Source organism: Spirosoma pollinicola (assembly GCF_002831565.1).
Classification (GTDB): Bacteria; Bacteroidota; Bacteroidia; order Cytophagales; family Spirosomataceae; genus Spirosoma; species Spirosoma pollinicola.
In genome coordinates this window covers 7,434,021-7,457,195 of sequence record NZ_CP025096.1, presented here as the reverse complement: position 1 = coordinate 7,457,195, position 23,175 = coordinate 7,434,021, and the positions used below count along the sequence as shown (strand labels likewise).

17 protein-coding genes are annotated in these 23,175 nt (G+C 39.1%); 7 read left to right on the top strand and 10 right to left on the bottom strand.

Annotated elements, in window-relative coordinates; translation table 11 throughout:
* Positions 1–134: 134 nt before the first annotated feature.
* The 5 genes from CWM47_RS31405 to CWM47_RS31380 form a co-directional block, all read right to left on the bottom strand.
* On the bottom strand, positions 135–1,577 hold the full coding sequence (locus CWM47_RS31405) for a S41 family peptidase (protein ID WP_100992510.1): 1,443 nt from the start codon (positions 1,575–1,577) through the stop codon (positions 135–137).
* A gap of 70 nt (positions 1,578–1,647) precedes the next feature.
* Positions 1,648–2,340 carry a carboxylesterase family protein gene (locus CWM47_RS31400; protein ID WP_100992509.1) on the bottom strand — a complete coding sequence of 231 codons (693 nt, stop codon included), beginning with the start codon at positions 2,338–2,340 and terminating at the stop codon, positions 1,648–1,650.
* A gap of 77 nt (positions 2,341–2,417) precedes the next feature.
* Positions 2,418–3,245, bottom strand: a complete 828-nt coding sequence (locus CWM47_RS31395) for a helix-turn-helix domain-containing protein (RefSeq protein ID WP_100992508.1) — start codon at positions 3,243–3,245, stop codon at positions 2,418–2,420.
* Positions 3,246–3,697: 452 nt separating this feature from the next.
* Entirely contained in the window at positions 3,698–4,426 is a 729-nt protein-coding gene (locus CWM47_RS31385; protein ID WP_100992506.1) for a hypothetical protein, read from the bottom strand.
* A gap of 625 nt (positions 4,427–5,051) precedes the next feature.
* Positions 5,052–6,005, bottom strand: coding sequence for a replication initiation protein (locus tag CWM47_RS31380; RefSeq protein ID WP_100992505.1), 954 nt, complete (start codon positions 6,003–6,005; stop codon positions 5,052–5,054).
* A 1,025-nt stretch (positions 6,006–7,030) separates the two neighbouring features.
* Here CWM47_RS31380 and CWM47_RS31375 point away from each other — a divergent pair.
* From CWM47_RS31375 to CWM47_RS31360, 4 genes are all read left to right on the top strand, one after another.
* Complete coding sequence (locus CWM47_RS31375; protein WP_100992504.1) at positions 7,031–7,984, top strand: ParA family protein; 954 nt, start codon at positions 7,031–7,033, stop codon at positions 7,982–7,984.
* 15 nt (positions 7,985–7,999) lie between these two features.
* The gene (locus tag CWM47_RS31370) at positions 8,000–8,902 is read left to right on the top strand and encodes a ParB N-terminal domain-containing protein (protein WP_100992503.1); all 903 of its coding nucleotides are present in this window, start codon (positions 8,000–8,002) and stop codon (positions 8,900–8,902) included.
* Positions 8,903–9,044: 142 nt separating this feature from the next.
* Positions 9,045–12,023: an AAA domain-containing protein gene (locus tag CWM47_RS31365; protein ID WP_100992502.1), complete on the top strand. Its 2,979-nt coding sequence runs from the start codon at positions 9,045–9,047 to the stop codon at positions 12,021–12,023.
* A 168-nt stretch (positions 12,024–12,191) separates the two neighbouring features.
* A complete protein-coding gene (locus CWM47_RS31360) occupies positions 12,192–13,631 on the top strand; it encodes a PTS lactose/cellobiose transporter subunit IIA (protein WP_100992501.1) in 1,440 nt (479 codons plus the stop codon).
* A 26-nt stretch (positions 13,632–13,657) separates the two neighbouring features.
* Here the strand turns inward: CWM47_RS31360 and CWM47_RS31355 are convergent, their stop codons facing one another.
* The 4 genes from CWM47_RS31355 to CWM47_RS31340 form a co-directional block, all read right to left on the bottom strand.
* The gene (locus CWM47_RS31355; protein WP_100992500.1) at positions 13,658–15,511 is read right to left on the bottom strand and encodes a DUF2075 domain-containing protein; all 1,854 of its coding nucleotides are present in this window, start codon (positions 15,509–15,511) and stop codon (positions 13,658–13,660) included.
* 15 nt (positions 15,512–15,526) lie between these two features.
* Positions 15,527–15,856, bottom strand: coding sequence for a nucleotide pyrophosphohydrolase (locus CWM47_RS31350; protein ID WP_100992499.1), 330 nt, complete (start codon positions 15,854–15,856; stop codon positions 15,527–15,529).
* 4 nt (positions 15,857–15,860) lie between these two features.
* The gene (locus CWM47_RS31345; protein ID WP_100992498.1) at positions 15,861–17,846 is read right to left on the bottom strand and encodes a tetratricopeptide repeat protein; all 1,986 of its coding nucleotides are present in this window, start codon (positions 17,844–17,846) and stop codon (positions 15,861–15,863) included.
* 147 nt (positions 17,847–17,993) lie between these two features.
* Positions 17,994–18,665, bottom strand: coding sequence for a recombinase family protein (locus CWM47_RS31340; RefSeq protein ID WP_100992497.1), 672 nt, complete (start codon positions 18,663–18,665; stop codon positions 17,994–17,996).
* A 236-nt stretch (positions 18,666–18,901) separates the two neighbouring features.
* On the opposite strand from CWM47_RS31340, the gene CWM47_RS31335 reads away from it, so the two are divergent.
* The 3 genes from CWM47_RS31335 to CWM47_RS31325 all read left to right on the top strand — a co-directional run bounded on the left by CWM47_RS31335 (position 18,902) and on the right by CWM47_RS31325 (position 22,069).
* On the top strand, positions 18,902–19,411 hold the full coding sequence (locus tag CWM47_RS31335) for a hypothetical protein (RefSeq protein ID WP_100992496.1): 510 nt from the start codon (positions 18,902–18,904) through the stop codon (positions 19,409–19,411).
* 213 nt (positions 19,412–19,624) lie between these two features.
* Positions 19,625–19,999: a hypothetical protein gene (locus CWM47_RS31330; protein WP_100992495.1), complete on the top strand. Its 375-nt coding sequence runs from the start codon at positions 19,625–19,627 to the stop codon at positions 19,997–19,999.
* A gap of 255 nt (positions 20,000–20,254) precedes the next feature.
* The gene (locus CWM47_RS31325; protein WP_100992494.1) at positions 20,255–22,069 is read left to right on the top strand and encodes a hypothetical protein; all 1,815 of its coding nucleotides are present in this window, start codon (positions 20,255–20,257) and stop codon (positions 22,067–22,069) included.
* Here the strand turns inward: CWM47_RS31325 and CWM47_RS31320 are convergent.
* On the bottom strand, positions 22,037–23,143 hold the full coding sequence (locus tag CWM47_RS31320; protein ID WP_100992493.1) for a hypothetical protein: 1,107 nt from the start codon (positions 23,141–23,143) through the stop codon (positions 22,037–22,039). The genes CWM47_RS31325 and CWM47_RS31320 overlap by 33 nt on opposite strands.
* Between the last annotated feature and the right edge of the window lie 32 nt (positions 23,144–23,175).

Here is a 23,175-nt window from a genome sequence, read left to right as displayed (position 1 = left end):
TTCGACTGATTAGATTGGACAGATATTTTAATCACCGTCTTCTAAAACGTTGGTTTTCGTTTCTTAACGGTGCGGATTCCCTCATCGACTAATTTGCCTGTAATGGTGACGTTATTTTTTACTGAAACATTTGTTTATTCATTGGTTTGGTGAATATAGTCAAGGGCAAATGTCAATACATCGTCGGATGACATCAATACCTTCTCAGGGACTATAATATCAGGCGTTACACCCCTCAATAACTGGTTTCCACTGGGACGGATCATAAACGCTTTGGGGTAAGTGACCTCTGTTTTTGTCTTCGGTAGCTCAAACTCATGAACCGAGGCATATAAGGTTGGTGATTCAGCCGTTGGCTCACCTAGCAACGTGCCAAACCTATAGTCTTGAATTTGAGCGGCTGTGGTAGCAGCATTCGAGTAGGTGTACCGGTCAATCAGGACATACACGTTACCCGTAAAGCGTAATGAGTCCTCTCGATTGGGGTAAAGGGATTGGTTAACAGCAAACTGTTCGCCATCTTTTTTTGAGAGGATATCTCGTTTTAAAGTGGCTAGGGAAGAGTCCGTGACGTTTCGCCAAAACGACTTCGTCACCGCACTGGTTTTGACTCGAAACGTGGAATAAAACGAGAAGGGACGAGTCGCGAAATAAGCTACCATATAATCGCTGAAGGTGTTGTCGCCGCCCGGATTGCCCCGTAGATCGATCAGTAACTGGTTTATTTTTCGACGATGCATTTGGACAAAGGCTGAATCAATGAACTGAATAAACTCCCCCTTTTGAAACGTCTCTTGGCGAGATGTATTTCCGCTTGATTCGCTATTGAGAAACTGACCAGGACGTAGGTACGCTATGGTCTGAATAAAGTTGAGTTGGCGGCTCGTGGTGAACAAAGCGGGTTGACGATTGCGAATCTCCCGATATGAAGAAGCTAGAATTCCGGGCGTATTAACAAACACCACTCGCCCATCGGTTCGCTTAATCTTGATGGAGAATTGTCCCGTCTGATCGTAAACCATCCAGAACAGCCGGGGAAAGCCAACCAAGTCGATCAGGGTGTTCTTATAATACTCGTTCTCCCCGGATAAGTAGCGATAGATCCGAGTCAGCCACTGACTCATAGTGACCCCGTATAGGGCTAAAATTTCATCACCGTCATGAATGGTCGTATCGGTCGTATGATTACTGACCACATACATGTGCCGTTTATTAACCCGCACATCAAAGGGAAATACCCGGCCTCCATTCGCCAGAAAAGCGTTATAACTTTTAAACGGGTAACCCGTTACGCAGTGCCCTAGCTGAGCCTTAGCCACAAAGGGTTGAAATAACCGATTGATTTGTAAAGGCGTCAATGAATCTTGTATGGAATTGTACAGTTCCTGGTAGGCTTTGTCATAGACTCGCTTCGGTGTTTTCGCATACAGATTATAATGCGAAGCCGCTAAGGTTTCATACAAATACCTCAAATCGGCCTTTACATCCGTAGCGGCAAACTTTGGCATAGTGGTTTGGGCGTAGCCCAGGCGCATCAAGCCAATACACAACAGCAGAAAGACAGTAAAGCGGTTCATACTACGTTTGATTAACGACCCTCATTGACGAGAAAGCCGTAACAACAGGTTGATATACATTCCCTAAATCTTATCGGTGCTGTTTTGACAGCCATCGATAGAGCTTCTTTTCTTGATAGAGGTACTGAATCTCATGTCCCTCCTTAGCCAACTTGGTAAATCTGACCTGGTCCGACCCTAAGCACGCCCGCAGGCGTTTGACTAACCGATCCGTGAGGCCGAAGGAAACCTTATCATCGGCCGTACCATGAAACGTCCACACCGGCAAGTGCTTAATGCGGCAGATCTGGGTGGAATCATCGCACCCACCGCAAAGCGGCACGATGGCGGCAAACTTGTCAGGATAAGCCACCGCTGTCTGCCAGGTGCCGTACCCCCCCATACTGATACCCGTTAGGTAAACCCGCTTAGGATCAATTCGGTATCTAGTTAGTAGTTCGGTATATAAAGGGTCAAACCAATTATCGGAAGACCAGTACTTACCGTCCGGGCATTGGGGCGAAGCGATGATGAAGGGAAACTGCTGGCCTTGATGGACGAGTTGGGGTGGTCCATACTCATTGAGTTTCGTTAAGTCGTTACCTCGTTGCGAACCACCGTGTAAGTAAATGACCAGTGGATAACTGCGCTTGGTAGAGGAATAGTCTTTGGGTAGATAAAGGGAATAGGCGTAGTTCACTTTTGCTTTATCCGTTGGTTTGGTTTGGGCGCTAGCAAATAGGTAAGGGCTAATCAGCCACAAACAAAGAAAAAACCGATTCATGAAATGAATACTAGAAAGGAATGCTGCTACAAAGCTACTCAGGGCTCAAGTTCAGAAATTGTAAAAATGCGAACGGTTTAGTAGCCGGAGCTGGTGAGCGGTAACAAATAGTGAGTGGGATCAAATCTGCCAGGCGAATGATGGATCAATTCTTTGACGGTATGACTAAAATGAGCTTCGTCGTAGAAACCGTGATCAGCCGCTACCTGGGCTAGCGACTGGTCTGCTGGTTTGCTTCGGATGGCATCAACGACCGCTCGTACCCGTAGAATCGTTGAGAAGCGTTTAGGTGAAAGGCCAATATAGTGTTTAAACAGTTTCTCCAACAAACGCGTCGAGCAGTTCATAGTTTGAGCCAGTTCTTGGACGCTGTTACTGCCTTTTTGTTGCATGAGTCGTTGACAAGCTTGCTGAAGCAGTGGATGAGGCGTGGTGGTCAACAGAGAGAGCCAACCCGATTCCACTACCGACATCATTGCATTAGGCCAATGATTGCTTTGGTCCTTTTGGGTTCGAACTTGGTCGAATAAAGAAGCAAGCTGAGGTAAAATGTCAGTCAGTGGTAATACGGTGTCAGTGATATCCTTTACTGATTGATTGGTTAAAGCCGATAGGGACCAAGGATGAAGTTGAAGCATGAGTAGCTGCGTAAAAGGCCGAATCAGCACATCGACACTTTGGGTAGCTTGTCCGCAGAAATAGTAAGCGGGCAGCATAGTCAGTTCCCCATTCCGGGTTCGAATTACCGCCCCTTCCCCCTTTACGCAGGCCACATTAAAGCAGCCATTGGGGAGTACATGTTGATTGAGTACGGGTTGGGAATTGGCGTGATTGTCCAACAGCCAAAACTTGCGGATGGTCTGGTCGAGTGGCGGGGTAGTGAAAAAATCGTGGTACTCAAACATAACGTGCGTAAACCTGAAATTGTAAAAAAGGTCAACGTATGCTCTACATGGCAAATCCCACAAATGTATTGAATGCAACTAATTTTAGAGGGAGACCAGATGTAATTACCTTCACCCAAAGCAAGGGGGCATAGGGAGCTAATCTCGGAGTTGGGTAATTTACAAAACAACAGGAACTCAACTAGGAAGCTGTTAGTTGAGGGACAATTTTCCTCTACTACAATACTGATCTCAAAAAATGCTGATTTTGAGGATCAGTAAAGAAAACGACCGTTTTCTTTACTGGCTGGTTACCAAGCAGAATACAGCCTATTTTGGCCCATTTAAAGGCAATAAACCCGCCGGGCCGCCGGGCGGTAAACCTATTAAATTAAGCTTAGCTGCGTCGAGTACTGAGTTTTCTAACTCTCTATTTTCATTTTGGCCCCGTTTTGCAGTGCAGACCTTTGTTCTCAAAGCTCTCGAAGATACAGGGTTGTAATGCCTTGTCGGAGGTGAATCGGGTAGTTTTTCAATTCCCGGTCAATTAATTTGTGATCATGGGGCACCGATTCATTAATGTACTCCGGATCAATGAAGATGATGTTGAGCCGCTCATGTACCTGATGGCCAACTCGCTCGGTGTGCTTGAGTAAGTGTTCACTACTGGTGGTCGTTTTCATACTGGCCAGATCATCAAAATAACGGTAGGTACAATACCAGTAGTAGTATTTATGGTGATAATTGGAAAAACAGGCCTGGTAGGCATCCGGCTCTTGCCTCACCCTGCGCAGGAGTTCGTCCGTTTCTCGAAGTTCTTTGAGCTGGCCCACGCTAAGCTGCTCCATCAGGGATCGGTTTAGCAAGTCATCCCGATAATTCTTGATATGCTGTAGCACGTCTCCATAAATTACTTGACGTTCAATGGAATATTTGTGCTTGTAAAAGAAGGAGAGCGAAATAGCGGGCTTATCATAATTGATTAGTTTGAGGTTTTTCAGGGGCTTGCCGGGTCGGTTGTACGCCTGATACTGGGTCATGAATTGCATGGGGATGAAGTAGTATTCTAGGTGTTGATCGGCTGGGGGTGGATTGCTAATCTGGTTGATACCTGGAGACAGCGTAACGGCTTGGGTTTTGAGGACGGTGCGCAAGCCATCCAAGGGGGCTTCGTCATTGCGTTTGGCAGGTTTTCTAGGCATTATTACAAGCTTGAACTGTAAGCCTTTTATTTACTATAAAAGTAAATAAATTATCTTAATTATTCAATACAGTTATTTCAATTTTCGAAAATCACACGCCTGATTTAATTATTTCCATTATCAAATAGTCTTTTTTCATTAATTTGAAAAAACATAAAACATTATAAATCAATAAATTAACTTTAAAAAAGAGGTTTGTAGGGTATAAAAAGGAGGTTTTGTAGGTGCGACTAAATTGAGAGTAAATCGGCTTATTTCTGGCATCAAATAGACTTTTTCTCCGCTTGTAAAGCTTTTTCCTAAATTTTCTGGCGGACAAAAGGAGGTTTAGAGGGTACAATTACAAGTTTTGATCGGAGGCAAATTTATTCGACAAAGCTTTACTGTTAAGTGCGTTTTTATTAATAATATCCTATTTCATTAAGCAAAATATTATACTAATTATAATATTTATTCAATTTTTATGGTATTAAAAACAATCATTAGACTGCAAATACAAGGTTTAGTCGGTACATAAAGCCTAATTACAAGTTTTAGTAGGCTATAAAACATACTAATGATAATATCAAATTACGCTGACTATTCGGCACTAACTAATTGATATTCAATTAGTTAGTGTAAATTTCTATACTCCAAATACTTTTGCAGTGTAAGCTCCCCAGTTTTCAATAGCTTTGGTTGAATTTCGTTTCTCAATTTCTAAAAGCTTTTTCCTAATGGCTCCTAAATCAAAGTTAGCTAAGACGCGGTCTCTTTGATCTGCTCTAAGACCAAAACGAGACATTAACCTCTCCCCTAGCAGTGTTGTGTCATTTTCGATTCCTGGAAGAAATAATTCCTGTTCCAGCCTAACCCGCTTAATTGTAAATGTTAAGTCAGTAATCTTTCGACCAGTCTTATGTTGGCGAAATCGTACTAATAAATCACTCCGTTGATTTATTTCATTAACTGCGGGGTCAATAACAAATCGAAAGAAATTTGAAATATTATATTCTTCCTTTCCTGATTCAGGATCAAATAAATTTAGACGGTGCTTTAAATCAAGTATAGCAATTTTAAATGTACCTATGTCCTTCCACTGAGAAAACATTTCATATAACCGCTTTGCATATTTCCCCGTTAGACGCATAGCCATTTCCTTACCAAATGTGGTAAAATTACCCGTTAACCCAGTAAGTAGAGGACGCATATTAGGATCAACGCGAAAGCTGATAGTACCCCTCCCGTAATCATATACAGCACTTGAAAAGGGATTCACCTGTACAAGCTGCCCATTCACATACATCTCAAAAACAACCTGCATCATTCCTTTTGTAGCTTCCTGTAGATTCCGATAGCCATTGTCAGGATCTCGATCCAGATCGTGCATTATATCCTGAACTTTGAAGGTATATATTGTATCGTTTGTATCATCAGGCCGTACCGCAGCTTGAAGAGTATACATTAAATTCTTTTGTAACTCACTCATCTCGTAGCGAGCAGTAGTGATGCTATTTCCCTGATAGAGCAGTGTGTGTACGACCTTAGCGTTCTTATCACTTTTACTTCTGCCTTCAATACGTTTACTAACTTCTGCCATGATGTATAATATTGGAATACTTATCAACCATACAATTTCTGAAAACTCTCTGATTATTTCTGAAAGTTAAACCCTTATGAACATACAATCCCTGAAAGTTGATTCTGACAATTTCTGAAAGTAACAATACAATTTCTGAAAGTTAACGTACAATTTCTGAAAATAAGGTAACATAATTTATTGATTATTAATAAGTTATAAGGCCCTCAAAGAATCAAATAGTTTAATAAAATATTGATTCACAATATTTGACTGTGGGTATTTAAAGATAAAAAAATGTGGATAACTACACAAGTTGAAAAAGGAATAAAAAAGCAAAAAAACAATTAGTAGAAATTTTTGATTTTTGCCGAATCATACAATTTCTGAAAGTTAGATCATAAAATGCTGAATATCAGGATTTTATGATTAAATAAGTTCGAGCTTATCCAGTAAATAAATCATACAATTTCTGATTGTTAGAAATTAAGTCTATGATTATCAAATAGTTGTAAAGAAGTAATAATTTCAAAAACTTATAAGTCTTGAAAGAATATTACCAAACCATACAATTTCTGAAAGTTAGAATATAATAGTCTGATAATCAATAAACTAGAAAAATAATATAATTATATTGAATGTGAAATTGAGCTTATAAATAAATCATACAATTTCTGAAAGTTAATGCATAACCTATTTATTATCAGTCAGTTATTCTTATATTTCAGTTCTATAGATGTAAAATCGAAATTGTAAAATCGTATAATTTCTGAAAGTTAAAGGTTAATTTATTGTAAATCAGTTTATTAACATACATGAAAACTCAGTATTATTAAAATTCAACAGCAAAGCTTAACATAAAAGATTCATACAATCTCTGAAAGTTAAAGGGTAAACTGTTGGTAATCAATAGATTATTAAATATCAATAATGGGTAATGCTTCTCTTCTCCAATTTTTAAAAGAGAAATTGGTATAATTTTATACCATAGAAATGGATTTATATCAAATAAGGTATAATTTTAAGGCAAAACCCGACCTTTTGCTATGCTTACTCACGAAGAAGTATGCGCTTTTCTGAAAAAGAAGCCAACGCTCTCTCATTCAGGTTTAACCAAGGAAGCTAACCTTCCAACAGGTACCCTAGCAAAGGCAGTAAATGGCCAGCGGAAGCTAACAGAATCCCATTTACGAGCATTAGAACCTGTTCTAATTCAGTACGGTATCGAAGAATTTCGCAATCACCGAGCAACAGTTCTTTCGGTGGTTAACCATAAAGGAGGAGTAGGGAAAACTACCACTACAATCAATCTTGGGAAGGGATTAGTGAACCGCCATCAATCCGTTCTTCTAATTGACATGGATTCCCAAGGAAACCTCTCCCAGAGTCTGGGTATTCATAATCCGGATCAACAATTGATGCAAGCACTTACAACAGGAATTGCTATGCCTGTGCTCAGTCTATCTGATGCCTATCATCTTGTTCCAAGTGATTTAGAATTATCTAGGGCTGAAGCTGAACTCATTAAAACGCCGAGCGGAGTATTACGTTTCCGAAATTCATTAGCTCCTTTGCTGACTAAATACGATTATATACTAATTGATTGCCCCCCATCATTAAACATTTTTACTTATTCCGCCCTAGTTGCTTCTACTGGGGCTCTTGTTGTTCTGGAACCAGAAGCTTCGGCTGTTAAAGGAATGTACAACCTATTAGAACTTATTGCTGATATTCAGGAATCCTTTAATCCAAGATTAAAGGTGGAAGGTATTGTGATAGCACAGGTCAATCCCCAATTAGTACTCCATCGTGAATTAATGGGCAAGGTTCGGGATAATTTGAAAGGTCAACCATTTTTTAAAACTGAAATTCGACAAAACGTCGCCGTTGCCGAATCACAATATGTCGGTAAGACCATTTTTGATTACAAACCAACCTCAACGGGAGCTATTGACTATCAATCTCTAGCCGACGAGGTAGTTGCTAACCATTCTCTCTAAGCTCACTTCAGTTTTATGAAACGATTTGCAACGGCTTCTGGGGACTCCCCTGTTCTACACAGGAATTCAGCCAATTTAATGCAAGGTATGCTGGATGAAATAAAAGCTAGCATTACAATTTTGCCCGAATTGCAATCCCTTATTCCAGAATTACAAAAAGGGGAATACGAGCAGTTAGAAACAAATATTCGCAAGGAGGGTTGCCGTGATTCGCTTCTAATATGGCAAACAAGCCAACGAACAATCGATGGAACCGAGAACGATTCACCTGTCAATGTATTAGTTGATGGGCATAATAGATATTCGATATGTAAAAATCATTCAATTGATTTCAAAGTAATGGTCCGCGAATTTCTGAATATGCAAGATGTTCGTGACTTTATGATTAACAATCAATTAGGACGCCGTAATCTAACGCCTGAGCAGACATCTTACCTAAGAGGACTAAAGTACCGAAATGAACGTCATGCCGCTGGTAGACCTGTTCAAGAAGAAATTACAGACGAACAAAGCATAGCTCAGCGGACTCAAGATCGTTTAGCAAAGGAATTTAAGGTGTCACCACGCACAATTCATCGAGATCGTGAATATTCAGAAGGTATTGATAAACTAACTCCTGATCTAAAACAAGAAGTTTTAAGTGGCAAACAGAAAGTAGCTAAAGAATTGATTAGGAGCCTTGGACGAGCCTCTGACATAAAAGCTTCTCCTCTCTCTCTCCCCGACCTACAAGCGTTTAAAGAACCAATATTATCGAGCGATGCTAAGAAGATAACTTATGATGATAAAGCTGCTGAAATCATAAAGAAAATCACTAGTACGGTAGCTAAACTGGACGCTAATTCACCAGAGCTTGAATACACTTGCGACAAAATTATAGCTTTGGTAAGTGAAGTGAAAAATCTTAAGAAGCTATAAATCAGTATTATTGTAATGTTGCCAATCTGGCAACATTAATGATTAGAGGAAGGATTGTTAAGGTACATCTTCTCATTTCACCCGCATCTGTCAACTTCTGGTTGCCGATATACAGTTTAAGTCGATAGTTTGTTCGAAAACAATGGACAATAAGACAATCGCAAATCAACTTCGTTACTGGCGTAATACACTGGCTGATGCCGCGCGCCATGAAATCTTGGTTGATAAACAGCTAGCAATACGTAACGTTGGAATTGATCTTCATGCTGGCCTAATCGATTTAGAGCAGACCGCACAACTATTCGAATGGATTGAACGGCGGCACAATGATTCAAAAGGACTTGGTTCATCATTCAATTCTGATCGGGGAGTCATTGACAAAATACCCGTATTAATAACACCATTTCGAGTTAGTCCAGTCCCTGAATTCGCTCGAGCGAACCGAGTAACAGGCGTCTTTTATCCTTTCTGGATTCGAGCCATTCTAACGAGCAAAGGAACTTTGCAACTAGATGAAGATACCTTTCCATATATACCTCGTGCCTATTTAGAGCCGCAAGTGGACGAGCAAATACATTATATTTTCTCGTCTGTTGATACCATTGATCTAAGTTTTTCAAAACCGTTTACTTTCAGCCAGCAATGGAGTGATTATTGGCAATACATCGATCAAACATTTTCTGCCATCACGCACCAGGACCTTTATAACTATCAACAGGAAAATTATGTGACGACTTATGAACCAACATTAGTCATCAATGATTTGCTGATCAGCGCAGCTGATGGAATCATTACACTTTATGATTCCATCTTACGTGCTCCGCCTTTCCCTGCGCTGTTAACGAATTTGGCTAGACGGCCTTATCAATCGGTCAAGCCATTGCTTTCTGAGCATTCTTTCGTACAAGGCAGCGTTTCACATCTAGGCCAGATGAACTACGAATACGCTTTATCTTTTTCTCAACGCAAAAGTCTTTACCAAGTCAATCAATTAAACGAAGGGGAAATACTAGCGGTGAATGGCCCGCCTGGAACGGGTAAAACAACGCTGATACAAAGCATCGTAGCCAGCGAAGTAGTTAAACAGGCTATTGCTGGAAACGAGCCAGCCATCATTTTGGCTTGTTCGACGAATAACCAAGCCATCACGAATATCATTGAAAGCTTTTCAAGTATTAAGCAGAAGAAGGGAGTACTATATGAGCGGTGGCTACCGGGCCTGAAAAGCTTTGGGTTGTTTTTAGCCAGTGAAAGCAAACAGGTTGGCGACGATATACTGCACTTAAAACGTAAAAAGGGCGGGTTTCTTCGTGACATAGAAAATCGAGACTATGTTGCTCGAGCGGAGAAGCTCTACATCAGTCAATTTATTGCTCATTCTAACCAACCGAATCAGTCCATTGAACAGATTATCGGCCATCTACAAAATAGGCTGAAAGCTGGCCAACATCAACTCCAAGAAGGGGTTCGGCTTTGGGAACAATATAAGTCTGTTCATGAACTAACGATCAAATTGGGGCAACAACCTTCCGCTGAGGGGCCATCTATGACCCAAATTAACGCTTGGGAGACGGCCTTGAAAGTGTTAGAAGAGCAGGTGAGCACTTATTTAGACAGCGAGTCATTCTGGATTAAACTATTTGCCTTCTTAAAACCCATAAAGGAGAAAAGAGCTATCCGAATTAATCAATTTTTTCGGGACTGTCCTATGAATACGGAGGCAGTCAATGGCTATAACTTAAGCACTGTTCACTCCTTCTTTGACCGTAATTTTAAACTAATCAAACAAATTCGAGAATTAACCAACGCTTGGATGACCTGGAAACAGGCGAACCATGTTAGAGGTAATCCCCCCCTAAGCGATACCGACTTTAGAGTCGCTGGGCAAAGTGGTTTACCTCATTATTACGATGAGTTGGAAAAAGGGTTAAAATATGATTTATTCTACTTAGCCGTTCATTACTGGGAAGGGCGATGGATTCTGGCAACCCGTCGGGCGCTCGATGAGAATTTACTGTTGAAAAAAGGATTACAACACACCAAAGACCGCTGGCGACGGGATGCCATGCTGGCTCCTTGCTTTGTGTCTACCTTTTATACAGCTCCGCGCTTTTTTACTTACTCTAGATTTATAACCCAAACCAATCAATTTGAGTCGCCTTCACCTCCGCTATTAAGCTTCATCGACTTATTGATTGTCGATGAAGCAGGACAGGTTTCCCCCGAAGTAGGAGCAGCGTCCTTCGCATTAGCCAAGCGTTCAATTGTTGTCGGAGATAGTTTACAAATTGAACCGGTCTGGAACGTACCTCCTAAGGTAGACTACGCCAATTTGGTTCGTCATTCCCTTATAGCGACCGTAGATGACCTTACAGCCGTCGAAGAACTTCTTAATAAAGGGTTTCTCAGTAGTGCTGGTAGCCTGATAAAGCTAGCTCAAAAATCGTCTGCTTATCAACAGTTTCCTCAAGGAGAACGGGGCATGCTATTAACCGAGCACCGACGTTGCTTTAACGAGATTATTGATTATTGTAATAAATTGGCTTACAGAGGTTTACTGGAACCGATGAAAGGACCTGCTAAAGATAATCTTCTACCACCAATGCAGTTTATTGATACGACAGGTGATTCGAAAGCAGTTGGTTACAGTCGGAGCAATGAAGAACAAGCGAACCAAATTGCCAATTGGATATGGTATAACCAAGAACTAATTCTACACCATTACCAAAAACAGGAAATAGCTATGGCCTCAAAACAAAACCGCGCGGTCGAGCTGATTGATTTATCGTCGATTTTAGGTATTATTACTCCTTTCACGGGTCAAAAACAGTTACTACGATCAGCATTGCAAAAAGCTGGAATTAATACGACTCGTTTGACCATTGGTACCGTTCATGCTCTACAAGGGGCGGAACGGCCAATTATTTTGTTTTCCTCAACATATGGAGAAAATGATGTGGGTAAGCTCTACTTCTTTGACACAGGTGTTAATATGTTAAACGTCGGTGTTTCTCGAGCGAAAGAAGCCTTTATTTTTTTCGGTTGCCGAGCCAATTTTGAGGGGTCTGGTAACACCCCGTCTAAACAATTGTATCGACACATCCAGCGAACTACAAAGTGAAGAAAACACATGCTCATAGTTTATATAAATGTTCTTCCATAGTCGTTCGTTTGTATAGTAACAAACCTGCTCTTGAAAACAGTATTTTTAAATGTTAGATATCGATAGTTAGATTTATTATAATTTTAATTGCATAGGTATCAATTATCACACCAAAATACTACTCTCATGAAAATAAGTGACCACTTCAGTTTGAAGAAAACACAAGCTGAACTAGATTTTGTAGATATTGATACAAAAGCTGATTTACCTATATTCTTAGATCCATTTTTCCTAAGTATTAGAAATGATAATTGGTCAATAGAAGCAACGCTTACACTTCGTAGTTTTTTTCAGCAACTAATAGATCTAATACGAGAAAACAATTTTGAAGATGCTAAAATATTATTCCAAAATTTACATGAACCTAATTCCACATGTCTAGGCATGTCAAAAGGTAATCCTAGTGGTAATGGTGTGGGAGAAGGTGATACTGTAAATATATATGAAAGTCTATTAGAAAGTAAAGCAATACAAACTGGTCTGATACAAGATATAGAAGACAATATATTATTCGTAGATAAATTCGGGAAAGATAAGTTATCTGATATGACGACCAATATTATAAAAAAACATCTAATAGATTATACGCAGTCACAATGCAATTTACATTCAATACCTTTAACAGCAGGGGTGCCATCTGGTTACTTTTGGTCACGTCAAGAAAACGATTGGGTTGCAGAACACACAAATATGCTTATAATAGATAATAAGCCTATACTACTAATTTCAAAAGGTGTTGTATCTTTTTCTAAGGCATATACACCTGATAAATATATGACTCACTTTGTGCTTAATTTTCTTCAGAATGAACATCTAAAATTGAATAGTGCTCTAGTAAAAAAGAGAAAAAACGGAACGAGATATGTTACAAAAGATTCTATAAAAGAGACTATAAAGAGTGATGAATCTGGCACTAAAGAGTTTTTAAGGAAATTCACATTAGACCATCCAGAAGTGCTAGATATTTTTAAAAATAGAACAACTTTGGATTCACTCACCAACCCAGAAATTACAAACATAGATGTGCGTAGCATTTGTACTATTCTAATAGAACGGCTAAGAAATATTCCTCCAGGTAATGATAACGCAAATACGTTCCATAAAGAGATAATTGGTATTCTAGAATTACTATTCTATCCTAACTTAATACATCCTGTTAAAGAGAAAGAAATACATCAAGGCCGTAAAAGAATTGATATAACATTTGATAATGCTGCACGAATCGGCATATTCAATAGATTTTCTACGATTTGGCGAATTCCTTGTCAATATATTTTTGTGGAATGTAAAAATTACTCTTCTGATTTAGGAAATCCAGAACTAGATCAGATATCAAGCAGATTCTCAGTTAATAGGGGTCAAGTGGGCATAATTGTGTGTCGAAGTTTTAAGGATAAGAACTTGTTTATACAACGCTGCCGAGATACATACAGAGATAACAGAGGATTAATCATTTTACTTGATGATGGAGACCTTGTTACGCTGCTTGAAAATCATAATGAATGGAATTACGAGTTTATTGATAATTATTTATCGAAAATCGTCCGTGAAATTGCGGCTGATTAAGTGGATTTACTATACACAAACTGCTTTTATAGATTCTCACTGAAATACTCACGAGTTTCCGGATCAGCGCTATAAATGTAACAGCCTTTCATACCACGGGTCATTAATGTGCGGTAGGTATTCTTAATGATTTTATCAATAAAGTCAGGCCCGCTTTCCCGATTCTTCTTCAGGTAAGACTTGTACGTTCTAGTCGATGAATCTGATTTGGCTCTCTTTGACGGGTCGGTGATAACCTCTCCGTTTCTAACTACTAAATCTGGGCCAATAATTACGCCTATATAGTCAACTTCTAAACCTTGGCACGTGTGAATGCAGCCTACTTCGTTAACCGATTCGGTACCTAGGATCCATAAGCTCCCATCTGTTGTCAAATTCCACTTCATTGAAAAATCATACTGTGGAAAAACGATATCATCGGCTTGTGGATTCTTTTTACTTTCCCAGGGCCAACAGTATCCAGCAACTAATCGGGACTTGTTGTTGATTTCGTTTTTCTCAAAAATAAGGTCTCGCAGGCTGGCTGGAGAATCAATAACTCTGAAGTCATAGCTAGTTTCATTTAAATCGTAGTTCGCGGTTTCATGAATTTGTAGAATATTATCTAGCCACGATAGGTACCCATCTGACCCACCACATCTAAACTGTGAACTAAGCTCCATTTCGTGAATAGTAGCTCCTGCCAGATTGGCCCAGCGCCTAATTTCGTCTATTTCTCCAATGTCGTTTAACGTTACTCGTTGATTCTCGTCTAAGAAGAAAATGGCGCATTTCGCGGTGTTAATTATTTCTTTGATTTGGTTCTCGCCTAGATTTGAATAAAGACCGCTTTTTTCATTCAGACGATGCGCTTCGTCTACGATCAAGGCATCCATTTCGTTTTCTGCTGTAGAATAAAACCCACCTGACCCCTTAAACATGTTGCTAATAAGAGTCTTGCGAAAAGCCCCTGTTAGTTTGCTCTCGTAGACGGCTCTTGGGGCTGCGTTTTTCGAGACGTATTGAGCGAGTAAACCAAGCGTTGTCAGTTCAACAAGCAAGTTTACGGCAACTACCGATTTGCCAGTACCAGGCCCCCCTTGTACTATGAGCACATTTTTATTAACCGAAGAAGATTGTTTAGCCAAAGACAAGGCCGTTTCATAAACAATCTTCTGATCATCAATCATCACAAATTCCTTATTTCCCTTTAACAGAGAAACCATACTATCAGCCAGTGCTTTTGATGGCCTGATTTCCCCCCCGTCTATTTTATAAATAACTTTCGACTGATCCCCACGTTTTACATACGTTTTAATAAACTCCCGTAACTTCACGGCATCACTCCTGAGAAAAATAGGAGCCTTTCTTATGTATTCCTGATAGAACTCATGGCTTAAGACGCTGTCTGGTTGATAGTTGTGTAGATAGGCACATGGTTTCAGCTGAATATCTCCTGTATATACAGCTTCATTAAATCCCTGTAGTAATGCCGCGTAAGACCAGGCTTGATACGACGGATGAGCGACTTCTCGTACGCCACCACCTACATAGGTTTCAACAACTCCGTCTTTTGAGGTTAGAGAAGCCTTCTCCCATTGTTTCAGCTCGATCAAAATAGCATATTCCTCCCCCGCTACCCCATAGCCCGACAGAATAAAATCCATCCGCTTTGAGGTTTGAGGAACCTGGTACTCCACGGCTACACCACAGTCTTCAGGAATAGCTGGATCCTGTAGAATTCGATCCATGTAGGCTAGCGATTCTTTCCAGGATCTGATCTCGTTTGAACTTGTAGTACGGTGTAATTTATCCTTGAATGATTTGAGAATTATGTTTTCAATTTCATTCGATAAAACATCATCCAAAAACTGGCCTTTTGAGGCTTGGTAAACAATCATCTCGGGTAGTTATAATTACAAATCCGTGTATTTAGTAGCCTTGCCTTTCGCCTTCTCTACCGGGTATTTATGGGCGTTCAGGTGGATTTTTTCGGTTATAGCCTGGGCCAGATCGATGGCATGATTATCAGCTAGAAGCAGACAATACGACATAACATCGGCTAGTTCATGTCTGAGCTTTACCGGATCTACATCCTGAGCTGACTTCCAAAGGAATAATTCATTGACTTCAGCCGCTTCGATGGAAATTGCCAGGGCCAGATCTTTAGAATTATGAAATTGTTGCCAGTCCCGTTCATCCCGGAAAGCGTGTAGTTGGGCAAGAAGTGATTCGAGTTGCGTCATCGTGTTACCGGTTTGTCATCCCATTTATACTTTTTGCCGTTTCGTACTCCTGCTCATAGGGCAATTGCAATCCGGCCAGCATCTCCGGAATCGCTAGGGCCCAGCTGACATAATAGTAAGCAATCAAGTGATAGCCCGAAAACGTCTTATCTGGAATACCATTCAGTTTATACCCCTGCTTCTCAGGGCTGATACCGTGTATACCCAGCATGGCGATTTCGAAGGCAATCGCTTTAATTTGCTCGGGGCTCATGGTTGAGAAGTATTGAAGGGCACCAACCATGTACATGACAACGGCCATATTTAACCCCTGCTCTTTGGCCTGCTGCTGAAAGGTTTCCATCTCCTTCTTTTTGTAGGACTCGTCGCCTGCCAGATCAAAGGGATCGTTTTCAATGGCGGTCAGGGTATCCAGGGGGCTGGCGGTGCACCTGCGGTAGGCAGCCTCATCAATCAGCTCGAAGTAGGGGCTCAACCGTAAGTCATCGGCCCAGTGCTGAACCAGCTCATATTCTTCGGCAGGCTGGCGATCAGCTTCGTACTCTTTGTACTCATTGTAAAAGGTCTGCGCCTTTTTTTCTTCCGTCGATACACTGTTAAACCCGGCCATTAAATCAACACCGTAGAGTTCCTTTAACTGGAGAGCATTGACGAGGTTGTAAACTTTACTGTCACTCAGCACTTTCCGAGGTGATAGTTCAACGGCTCGCTTATCGGTAACCGCCTGCATTCCCTCCCCAATCATAGTATACAGGGACAAAAACTGGTAAGGTCTTAATTCTGGAAAGGTCACGTAGAGGAAATGTTCAATGAACAAATCAATCGGGGTATTGTAAATCTGGCGATTCAATCCATCAAAAAGTGCCGTACTAAAACTAGCAATGGAGGATTCGGGATATCCCTGCTTTTTTAGTTTTTTAATCGTATCATATATCTCTTTTATAAACGTCGCTTTCTGCTCCTGCGTCGACACGAAAAGCTTGTTGAGATTTTCCTGACGGGCTTGTACGATAAAGTCAAGGTGAACTAGCTCATGCATCATCAGGTGTTCGACCGCCGGATACGTAGGCTTATATCGGATGGTATGCGCCGGACGATTGTAGTTTTCAGCGATTTCCAGTTTTGCCGCCGTTGGAATATCGGGGTCGGTGATAACCTCAATTGATTTCCCCCCCGTCTCTTCCAACGTGGATCGGTACGCGTCAAACAGCGCCTGGCCTCTACCTGATTGGGTGAGGGTTTTCGCCGATTCAAGCGCAATTGGCATTGCATTTTGATAAACAGGGTCTTTAGGCGTCGTTGATTTAAGCGCCTGTGTACTCATAGCAAAGGCCTTGTTCATATCCCCCTGCCGCTGGGCGGCTAACGCTAACCCAAACGAGGTGTTGGCATAGGCCGGGTTGATGGCATAGGCTTGTTCCAAATAGCTGATTCCTTGCGCTACCTGGCCCTTTTGAAGCAGATTAGCCCCAATATTATTAATCGCAATGTAGTTCGTAGGATCAAGCTTAACGGCTTGATCGTAATATTTCATCGCCGTTTCTACATCATCTTTATGCCGGGCATACACATTACCCATCATGATCAACGCAAATCCGTTGGTTGGATCCCACCGCAACGCATCAATCAAGTGATTAATGGCTCCCTCCTGATCGCCTTCGTCAGACAACATTTGGCCATAAATCCGGTAATATTCTGACTTGGTAGGATTTTGCTTTATGAGCGCGTCAAGAGCCTGTTTGGCTTCTCGGTAGTTACCTTTTGATGCCAGTCCTACCACTTTATTATACTCCTGTTCCTCTCTGGCGATAGCCTGAGTAGGGATAGTAATGATAACAGTTTGCCCATCAAATGAAACCTGGGGCTTATGGACGGAATAAGCGTAGTAATTTATTAACTCTTCTTTGAGTGCTTCTCGTTGATTACTGGCTCCTTTTACGTTAGGAAAAAGCTCCAAGAGCAAGTCATCTATGGTCAGAATGATTGTCATTTAGCTAGGTATGAAATCATGGCAAGTCGCTGATATATACTGGTTGCCAATGGAAAGACAAAATAAGCGTAAAAGGTATCTATTTTAAGTGAAGTTCACTTGGTTTATGAAGCGCAAATCAGGTTGATGCAACAATCGAATGAGGATCTATGAAAGTTTTGCTTTTAAGCGGAAAATATGAACTCGCTGAAACATGTGTCCCTTGGCAGTGCGGAATCCGGACGCGTTCAGCTCGTCGGCAATTTGTTGTAAAGTCTTCTCCTGCTGGAGATATCCCTTGATCGTCAGCAACGCCCGCCGGTTATTTTCATTGGTAGCCGCCTTCAGTTTAATGGCTTCTACCCCTTTTCGCTGGGCCTGTAGTGTCAGATTCTGTGGTGATCCAAGTTGAAACCCTTGTTGCTTCTTAACCGCCAGTGCCTTTCGGGTTCGTTCACCGATGAGTTCCCGCTCGTGCTGGGCCAAGGTGGCAAAAATGCCAATGGTTAAAGTGTTGGCATCCGGCATATCGGCGCAGACAAAATCCACACCGCTGTCTTTGAGTGCGAAAATAAAACCAGCGTTGCGGCTGAGTCGATCCAGTTTGGCAATGACGAGTCGGGCCTTGTGCTGCCTGGCATAAGCTAAAGCTTCGATGAGTTGAGGACGACTATCACGTTTACCACTTTCCACTTCGATGAACTCCCGCACCAATTGGGCATGACTACCGATGAAGCCTAGCACTTGGGTACGCTGAGCTTCCAAGCCAAGACCGCTCTGACCCTGCTGTTTGGTGGAGACCCGGTAATAAGCGACATGGGATAGAGGTTGACTTTCCATCAAGGAGTGATTTAGACCGACAAGATAAGGGAAAAGTGTTAGTTGTTACAAATGTTAAACGTCCGTTTATCATTTGTAACAAACTATCTTAACTATCGCTGACTATCGTCCTCCATTCATTATTTGTTTCAGTATAAAAGCAGCTCTATAATACCGAAAGGTAAAATCAATTGTTCCTGTAGCTTATTGATTATAATTTACAATAAACTACTAGAAATTGGGTCTTACTCCGCACCATGAAAAATTATACATTTGATCAGCATCGACATAATTACGCAACTTGGACAGCGGCAAGAGCAGTCCAAAGGGACTTTACAACAACGGCCAAAATCAAATATGCTATTGAGCAGTCGAGTCTTCAACGTTTCGCCCAAGATGATAATGAAGTCAGCGTTGAACAGTTCGCTACTCTGCATCAGCGTTGGGCTGAACAAATCATTTCTGCCTTAAAGGCTGAAGGCGTTCAGACAGTCACTTATGGCAGAGCATCAAAGTTAATTTCGATCTATCTTAAAACATCGGTCATATTATGCAACAAGGGTCAATGCTACCGAAGCAGCAGCATCCACCCACCGATTGATGGTATTCTACTTAGAAGCCTTTCAATTTTGCCGGGGCTCTCTGATCTAAAATCAATTAAGTGGACCCTACTCGAAAAAGATGATTACTGGAAGCTAGCGGAAAGATTACGAAATCATTTTGGCTCATTTGACTGGCGCTTGGAATACTATTGGATGCCAAGGTAGATCAGGCCCATTCTAGCCATTTATCATCTATATCTTCTCATAGAACCACGAGTTTAGGCTCTTACAGCGTCACTATATATATAATAACGTTTACATGTTAGCAGAGATAACAATCCTGCAACGGTGGTATAGTATGATAGAGTAGAAATTACACCTTTATAAGTCTTTATTAAAGTTTAATTATAATTACTAACTGTAACCTATTCTCTACTTATGAGTGAGCACGACGCTACAGCATTAAAAAGAATTAAGGAACAATATAGTGAGGCACAGAATAACGTGTCAGTAACAAAATTGCTTTGGGATCACACATCTTTTTTTAAAGAATGGCGTAATGATGTCTATTACTTGAATATAAACAACTGTTCGGACGACTTCAAAAACGGAGTAAAGAAGCTAATATCTTCAATAGATAATTATACTGGCAATGCAAATTCAGTAGCTGGTCATGAAGGAATTAAAAAGGCTCTTAATCCAATGGATTTCAGCTCAATTACTTACTTTTTTGATACAAAAAGCCGGGCGAAAGAATTTAGTTACATAGGTAGTGCCCTTGAAGAATTGGAGCAGATAGCTAAAAAAGAATAGCTTATATACTTTTCCGGTTTTAATGTACATTATATAATACAAAGCCGCTTACGTAATTACAACTGAATCGGTAACTACAAGCAAGCTGACAATCTTTAAATTCAATTGGAAACAAGTTAAGCTACCAGGAAAGCCAAGCTGTACAAGCCAGAGGTTAAAATTAGAAAGCAAGAATGAGATGTATACCGACAGCTATTACTTGTTACAGTCAGTGGAAATTAGCCAATAAACAAACGACTCTTAAAACTCTATTTTATGGATAATGTGTCTAACGATAAATATAATGAGTATTTACAAAATGAGTATAGAGATGCATGGAATGAATCTCTTGCTAGTTTTTACAAATGGAAACTTTACGATGAAGTACATGAGACAGAAAACAATAATAATTTGAGCGACGAAAAAAAAAGGAGACGAGCCAGGCATTTTACGGCAATTAATAAATCTCTGCTAAAGGTTAAATTTAATGCTGAAGATACCAAAGTTGAAATCTCTACTAGCGATATAGCAAGTGTTTTTCCAGGATATATACTTATAAAATTAAGTGAGTATTCTCTTGTAAGAAGTCAATCAGTGATTGGCTTTTACAACCCTACGCTAGGCGATTTTAAAGAATTCGATGGTAGTAATACACCAATATATGATTTATCAGAAATCTATCTATTAATATCAGATAATAAAAATAAATTCATAAAAGAAACTATATACAAATTCGATACAAAATTAATAAAAGATTTTATCAAACTTTTCTTTAATAATGCAAGAGGGAGACACGGCTATTTCTACCTTGTAGAATCTGCAAAAGAAATGGTGGAAGCCAGATGGGCATCATATTCAAAAAATGAAGTGATTATAAAGAGTTATGAAAATTATACATATAAAGGCTTAGCAAATATACAAAATCAAAATATTGCAGTGATTTTTGATGTTGATAACAGAAAAATTTTAAAAAACTTATATAATGAACTTGAAAGAAAATATACTTTAGTAACCAAAAAACAGAGACAGCTTTGTTGGAATTACTTTACTGAATTAGAAGATGATTTAACGAAAGAAGAGGAGAAAATATTATACACCGAATTTGGGGAAAGTGCTATTCTATTAGTAGTAATGATACTAAAAGAACTTAATGAAAAAAAATCCCAATTAATAGGCAATTACAAAAAAAATAATTCCTACTTTAATGATCTTGACGAAAAATATAGAGAATTAATAGACAAAGGTGAAGATATTAATACACATATATCTAAAGAAGATAAAGAGTACTATTTAAATATAATATCAGAGATAAATGATAAAATAATTGGAATTTCAACAAATGAATATATTTATAGAAAATTCGTAAATATTTTAAGAGATTCATATAAAAATGATGAATCTCTTAAAGAAATATTACATTACATTACAAATAGAACAAAAGATATAGACATTAATAAGTTATTGAAATATATTGATGAAAAAGAAGAAAATACAGAAGAGAAAAAATCAGAAGAAAATACCGTACTGTACCAGTTTGGCAAATGGTTATTAAATTTTGCACGTGATATGTATAAAGATGAAAACAATATTTACAATATGGAATTTCAAATCGAGCAGTATTATAGTAATTCAAGCTATAGAGAAGCATTGAATAAAGGAATATTAGCTGCGAATGATGAGGCTTTATCTCAAGAAGAGATAAGCATATTTGAGGTGTTCAATAAAACTAAACATGAATATATACATAACAAATACACTAGTTGGATTAGCGACTCTATTAATGATATGACTAGTGAAGACGATAATATAATTGGTTATGATTTGATCTTTCTTGAAGATTTGAATCCTTTTTCAAAAATTGAGCTAGAAATTTTAAAAAATGAAAGAAATACATTGGTATTTTCTTACAGGTCATATATGGTATCTAAAGATAGTCTTTTTAGAGCCGATATTAATTTCTACAAAAATGGAAAAATAGATATGACTAATGAAACTTTAGTAATTTCAGGTTTACCTGAACCTGAAAGATTACAAAGTGACTACAATTTAGCAGTTATGTTACGATCTTCTAGTAATACGAGCGATACCTAACACAAACATTGCGAGTAATATGGTGCCGAAGAAATTATGTATCAAAGAGTAAACTATTGTAAAAATATTATAAGGCTTAAAAATATCTTTTTCGCTAACATTTATTGGCAGTAATTCTTGTATAGAATATACAAACGTTTCTAATAATAATTTACTTTCCCCAATATTGATTAAATTTTTAGAATCTAATAATATATATTTTTCTTGATTAAGAAATTTATATAGCACATATCCATTTATTGCAGAATAATAATAAACACAAGTACCTATAATGGTTAATATGAATAACCCGAACAATGACCTATATGCAGGAACACCTAAAGCGGAAAAAAATTTTAAAAGAAAAAACAAAAATGCTTCTCTCCAATTACGAGTTGCTGTTTTTAATAAAACTTTCCTAGCTATAGCATCATCACCGACAGCCATGAGTACTTTAGCATATTGCTCATACGGTTGTCTTAAATTGTCTTCGTTATAGAAGTCATCAAACCAATTGCATTCTTGTAACAACTTTTGATCTGAATCATTTATATCTTTATCACTTTTACTATATATATAATTATAGATTAATCCTGTTACCTTCCACCGAGTTAAATAATGAATACCTATTTGTGGGCTAACAAAAAGTTGGTTTACTCTTACGGAATGTAAGTTTACATTCCCAAAAGGTTTAAAAGAATATGGATATTGAGAATATCCATCATTTAGAAAAAGATCATTGTCAATCTGCGCATATTGTAGGTTAAGAGCTATGTCTTTAGTATCAATATAAAATCTTACTTGATCTAATTTATATTTCTTTTTTTGTAACAGCCACATTCTAAAAAGACTATTTATTATGAAATGTTTTACCTTATCTGATTTATATATCTTTAATCCGTAAAAAACACTCCCAATACAATCTAAACTCTTTTTAATAGAAATGCCTTGAAAATCTACTTTTCCTATAACAAGACCGACTCCTTTACTATCGTGCATGTTCAACTCCTCTTTCAATTTTTTATTAATAATTAAATTTTCCAAGAAAACCTCTATTTCTGAAATATATTTTGATAAAACTCCGTCTTCATTCATCAAAAAATAGTGCCTTTTGAATTTCAGCTTAT

Excerpts from the sequence above, each read along its gene's own strand:
- CWM47_RS31325 (WP_100992494.1), top strand. The coding sequence starts at position 20,255 with ATGGATAATGTGTCTAACGATAAATATAATGAGTATTTACAAAATGAG.
- CWM47_RS31365 (WP_100992502.1), top strand. The coding sequence starts at position 9,045 with ATGGACAATAAGACAATCGCAAATCAACTTCGTTACTGGCGTAATACA.
- CWM47_RS31375 (WP_100992504.1), top strand. The coding sequence starts at position 7,031 with ATGCTTACTCACGAAGAAGTATGCGCTTTTCTGAAAAAGAAGCCAACG.
- CWM47_RS31355 (WP_100992500.1), bottom strand. The coding sequence starts at position 15,511 with ATGATTGTTTACCAAGCCTCAAAAGGCCAGTTTTTGGATGATGTTTTA.
- CWM47_RS31370 (WP_100992503.1), top strand. The coding sequence starts at position 8,000 with ATGAAACGATTTGCAACGGCTTCTGGGGACTCCCCTGTTCTACACAGG.
- CWM47_RS31395 (WP_100992508.1), bottom strand. The coding sequence starts at position 3,245 with ATGTTTGAGTACCACGATTTTTTCACTACCCCGCCACTCGACCAGACC.
- CWM47_RS31405 (WP_100992510.1), bottom strand. The coding sequence starts at position 1,577 with ATGAACCGCTTTACTGTCTTTCTGCTGTTGTGTATTGGCTTGATGCGC.
- CWM47_RS31380 (WP_100992505.1), bottom strand. The coding sequence starts at position 6,005 with ATGGCAGAAGTTAGTAAACGTATTGAAGGCAGAAGTAAAAGTGATAAG.
- CWM47_RS31335 (WP_100992496.1), top strand. The coding sequence starts at position 18,902 with ATGAAAAATTATACATTTGATCAGCATCGACATAATTACGCAACTTGG.
- CWM47_RS31320 (WP_100992493.1), bottom strand. The coding sequence starts at position 23,143 with ATGAATGAAGACGGAGTTTTATCAAAATATATTTCAGAAATAGAGGTT.
- CWM47_RS31385 (WP_100992506.1), bottom strand. The coding sequence starts at position 4,426 with ATGCCTAGAAAACCTGCCAAACGCAATGACGAAGCCCCCTTGGATGGC.
- CWM47_RS31360 (WP_100992501.1), top strand. The coding sequence starts at position 12,192 with ATGAAAATAAGTGACCACTTCAGTTTGAAGAAAACACAAGCTGAACTA.
- CWM47_RS31400 (WP_100992509.1), bottom strand. The coding sequence starts at position 2,340 with ATGAATCGGTTTTTTCTTTGTTTGTGGCTGATTAGCCCTTACCTATTT.
- CWM47_RS31350 (WP_100992499.1), bottom strand. The coding sequence starts at position 15,856 with ATGACGCAACTCGAATCACTTCTTGCCCAACTACACGCTTTCCGGGAT.
- CWM47_RS31340 (WP_100992497.1), bottom strand. The coding sequence starts at position 18,665 with ATGGAAAGTCAACCTCTATCCCATGTCGCTTATTACCGGGTCTCCACC.
- CWM47_RS31345 (WP_100992498.1), bottom strand. The coding sequence starts at position 17,846 with ATGACAATCATTCTGACCATAGATGACTTGCTCTTGGAGCTTTTTCCT.
- CWM47_RS31330 (WP_100992495.1), top strand. The coding sequence starts at position 19,625 with ATGAGTGAGCACGACGCTACAGCATTAAAAAGAATTAAGGAACAATAT.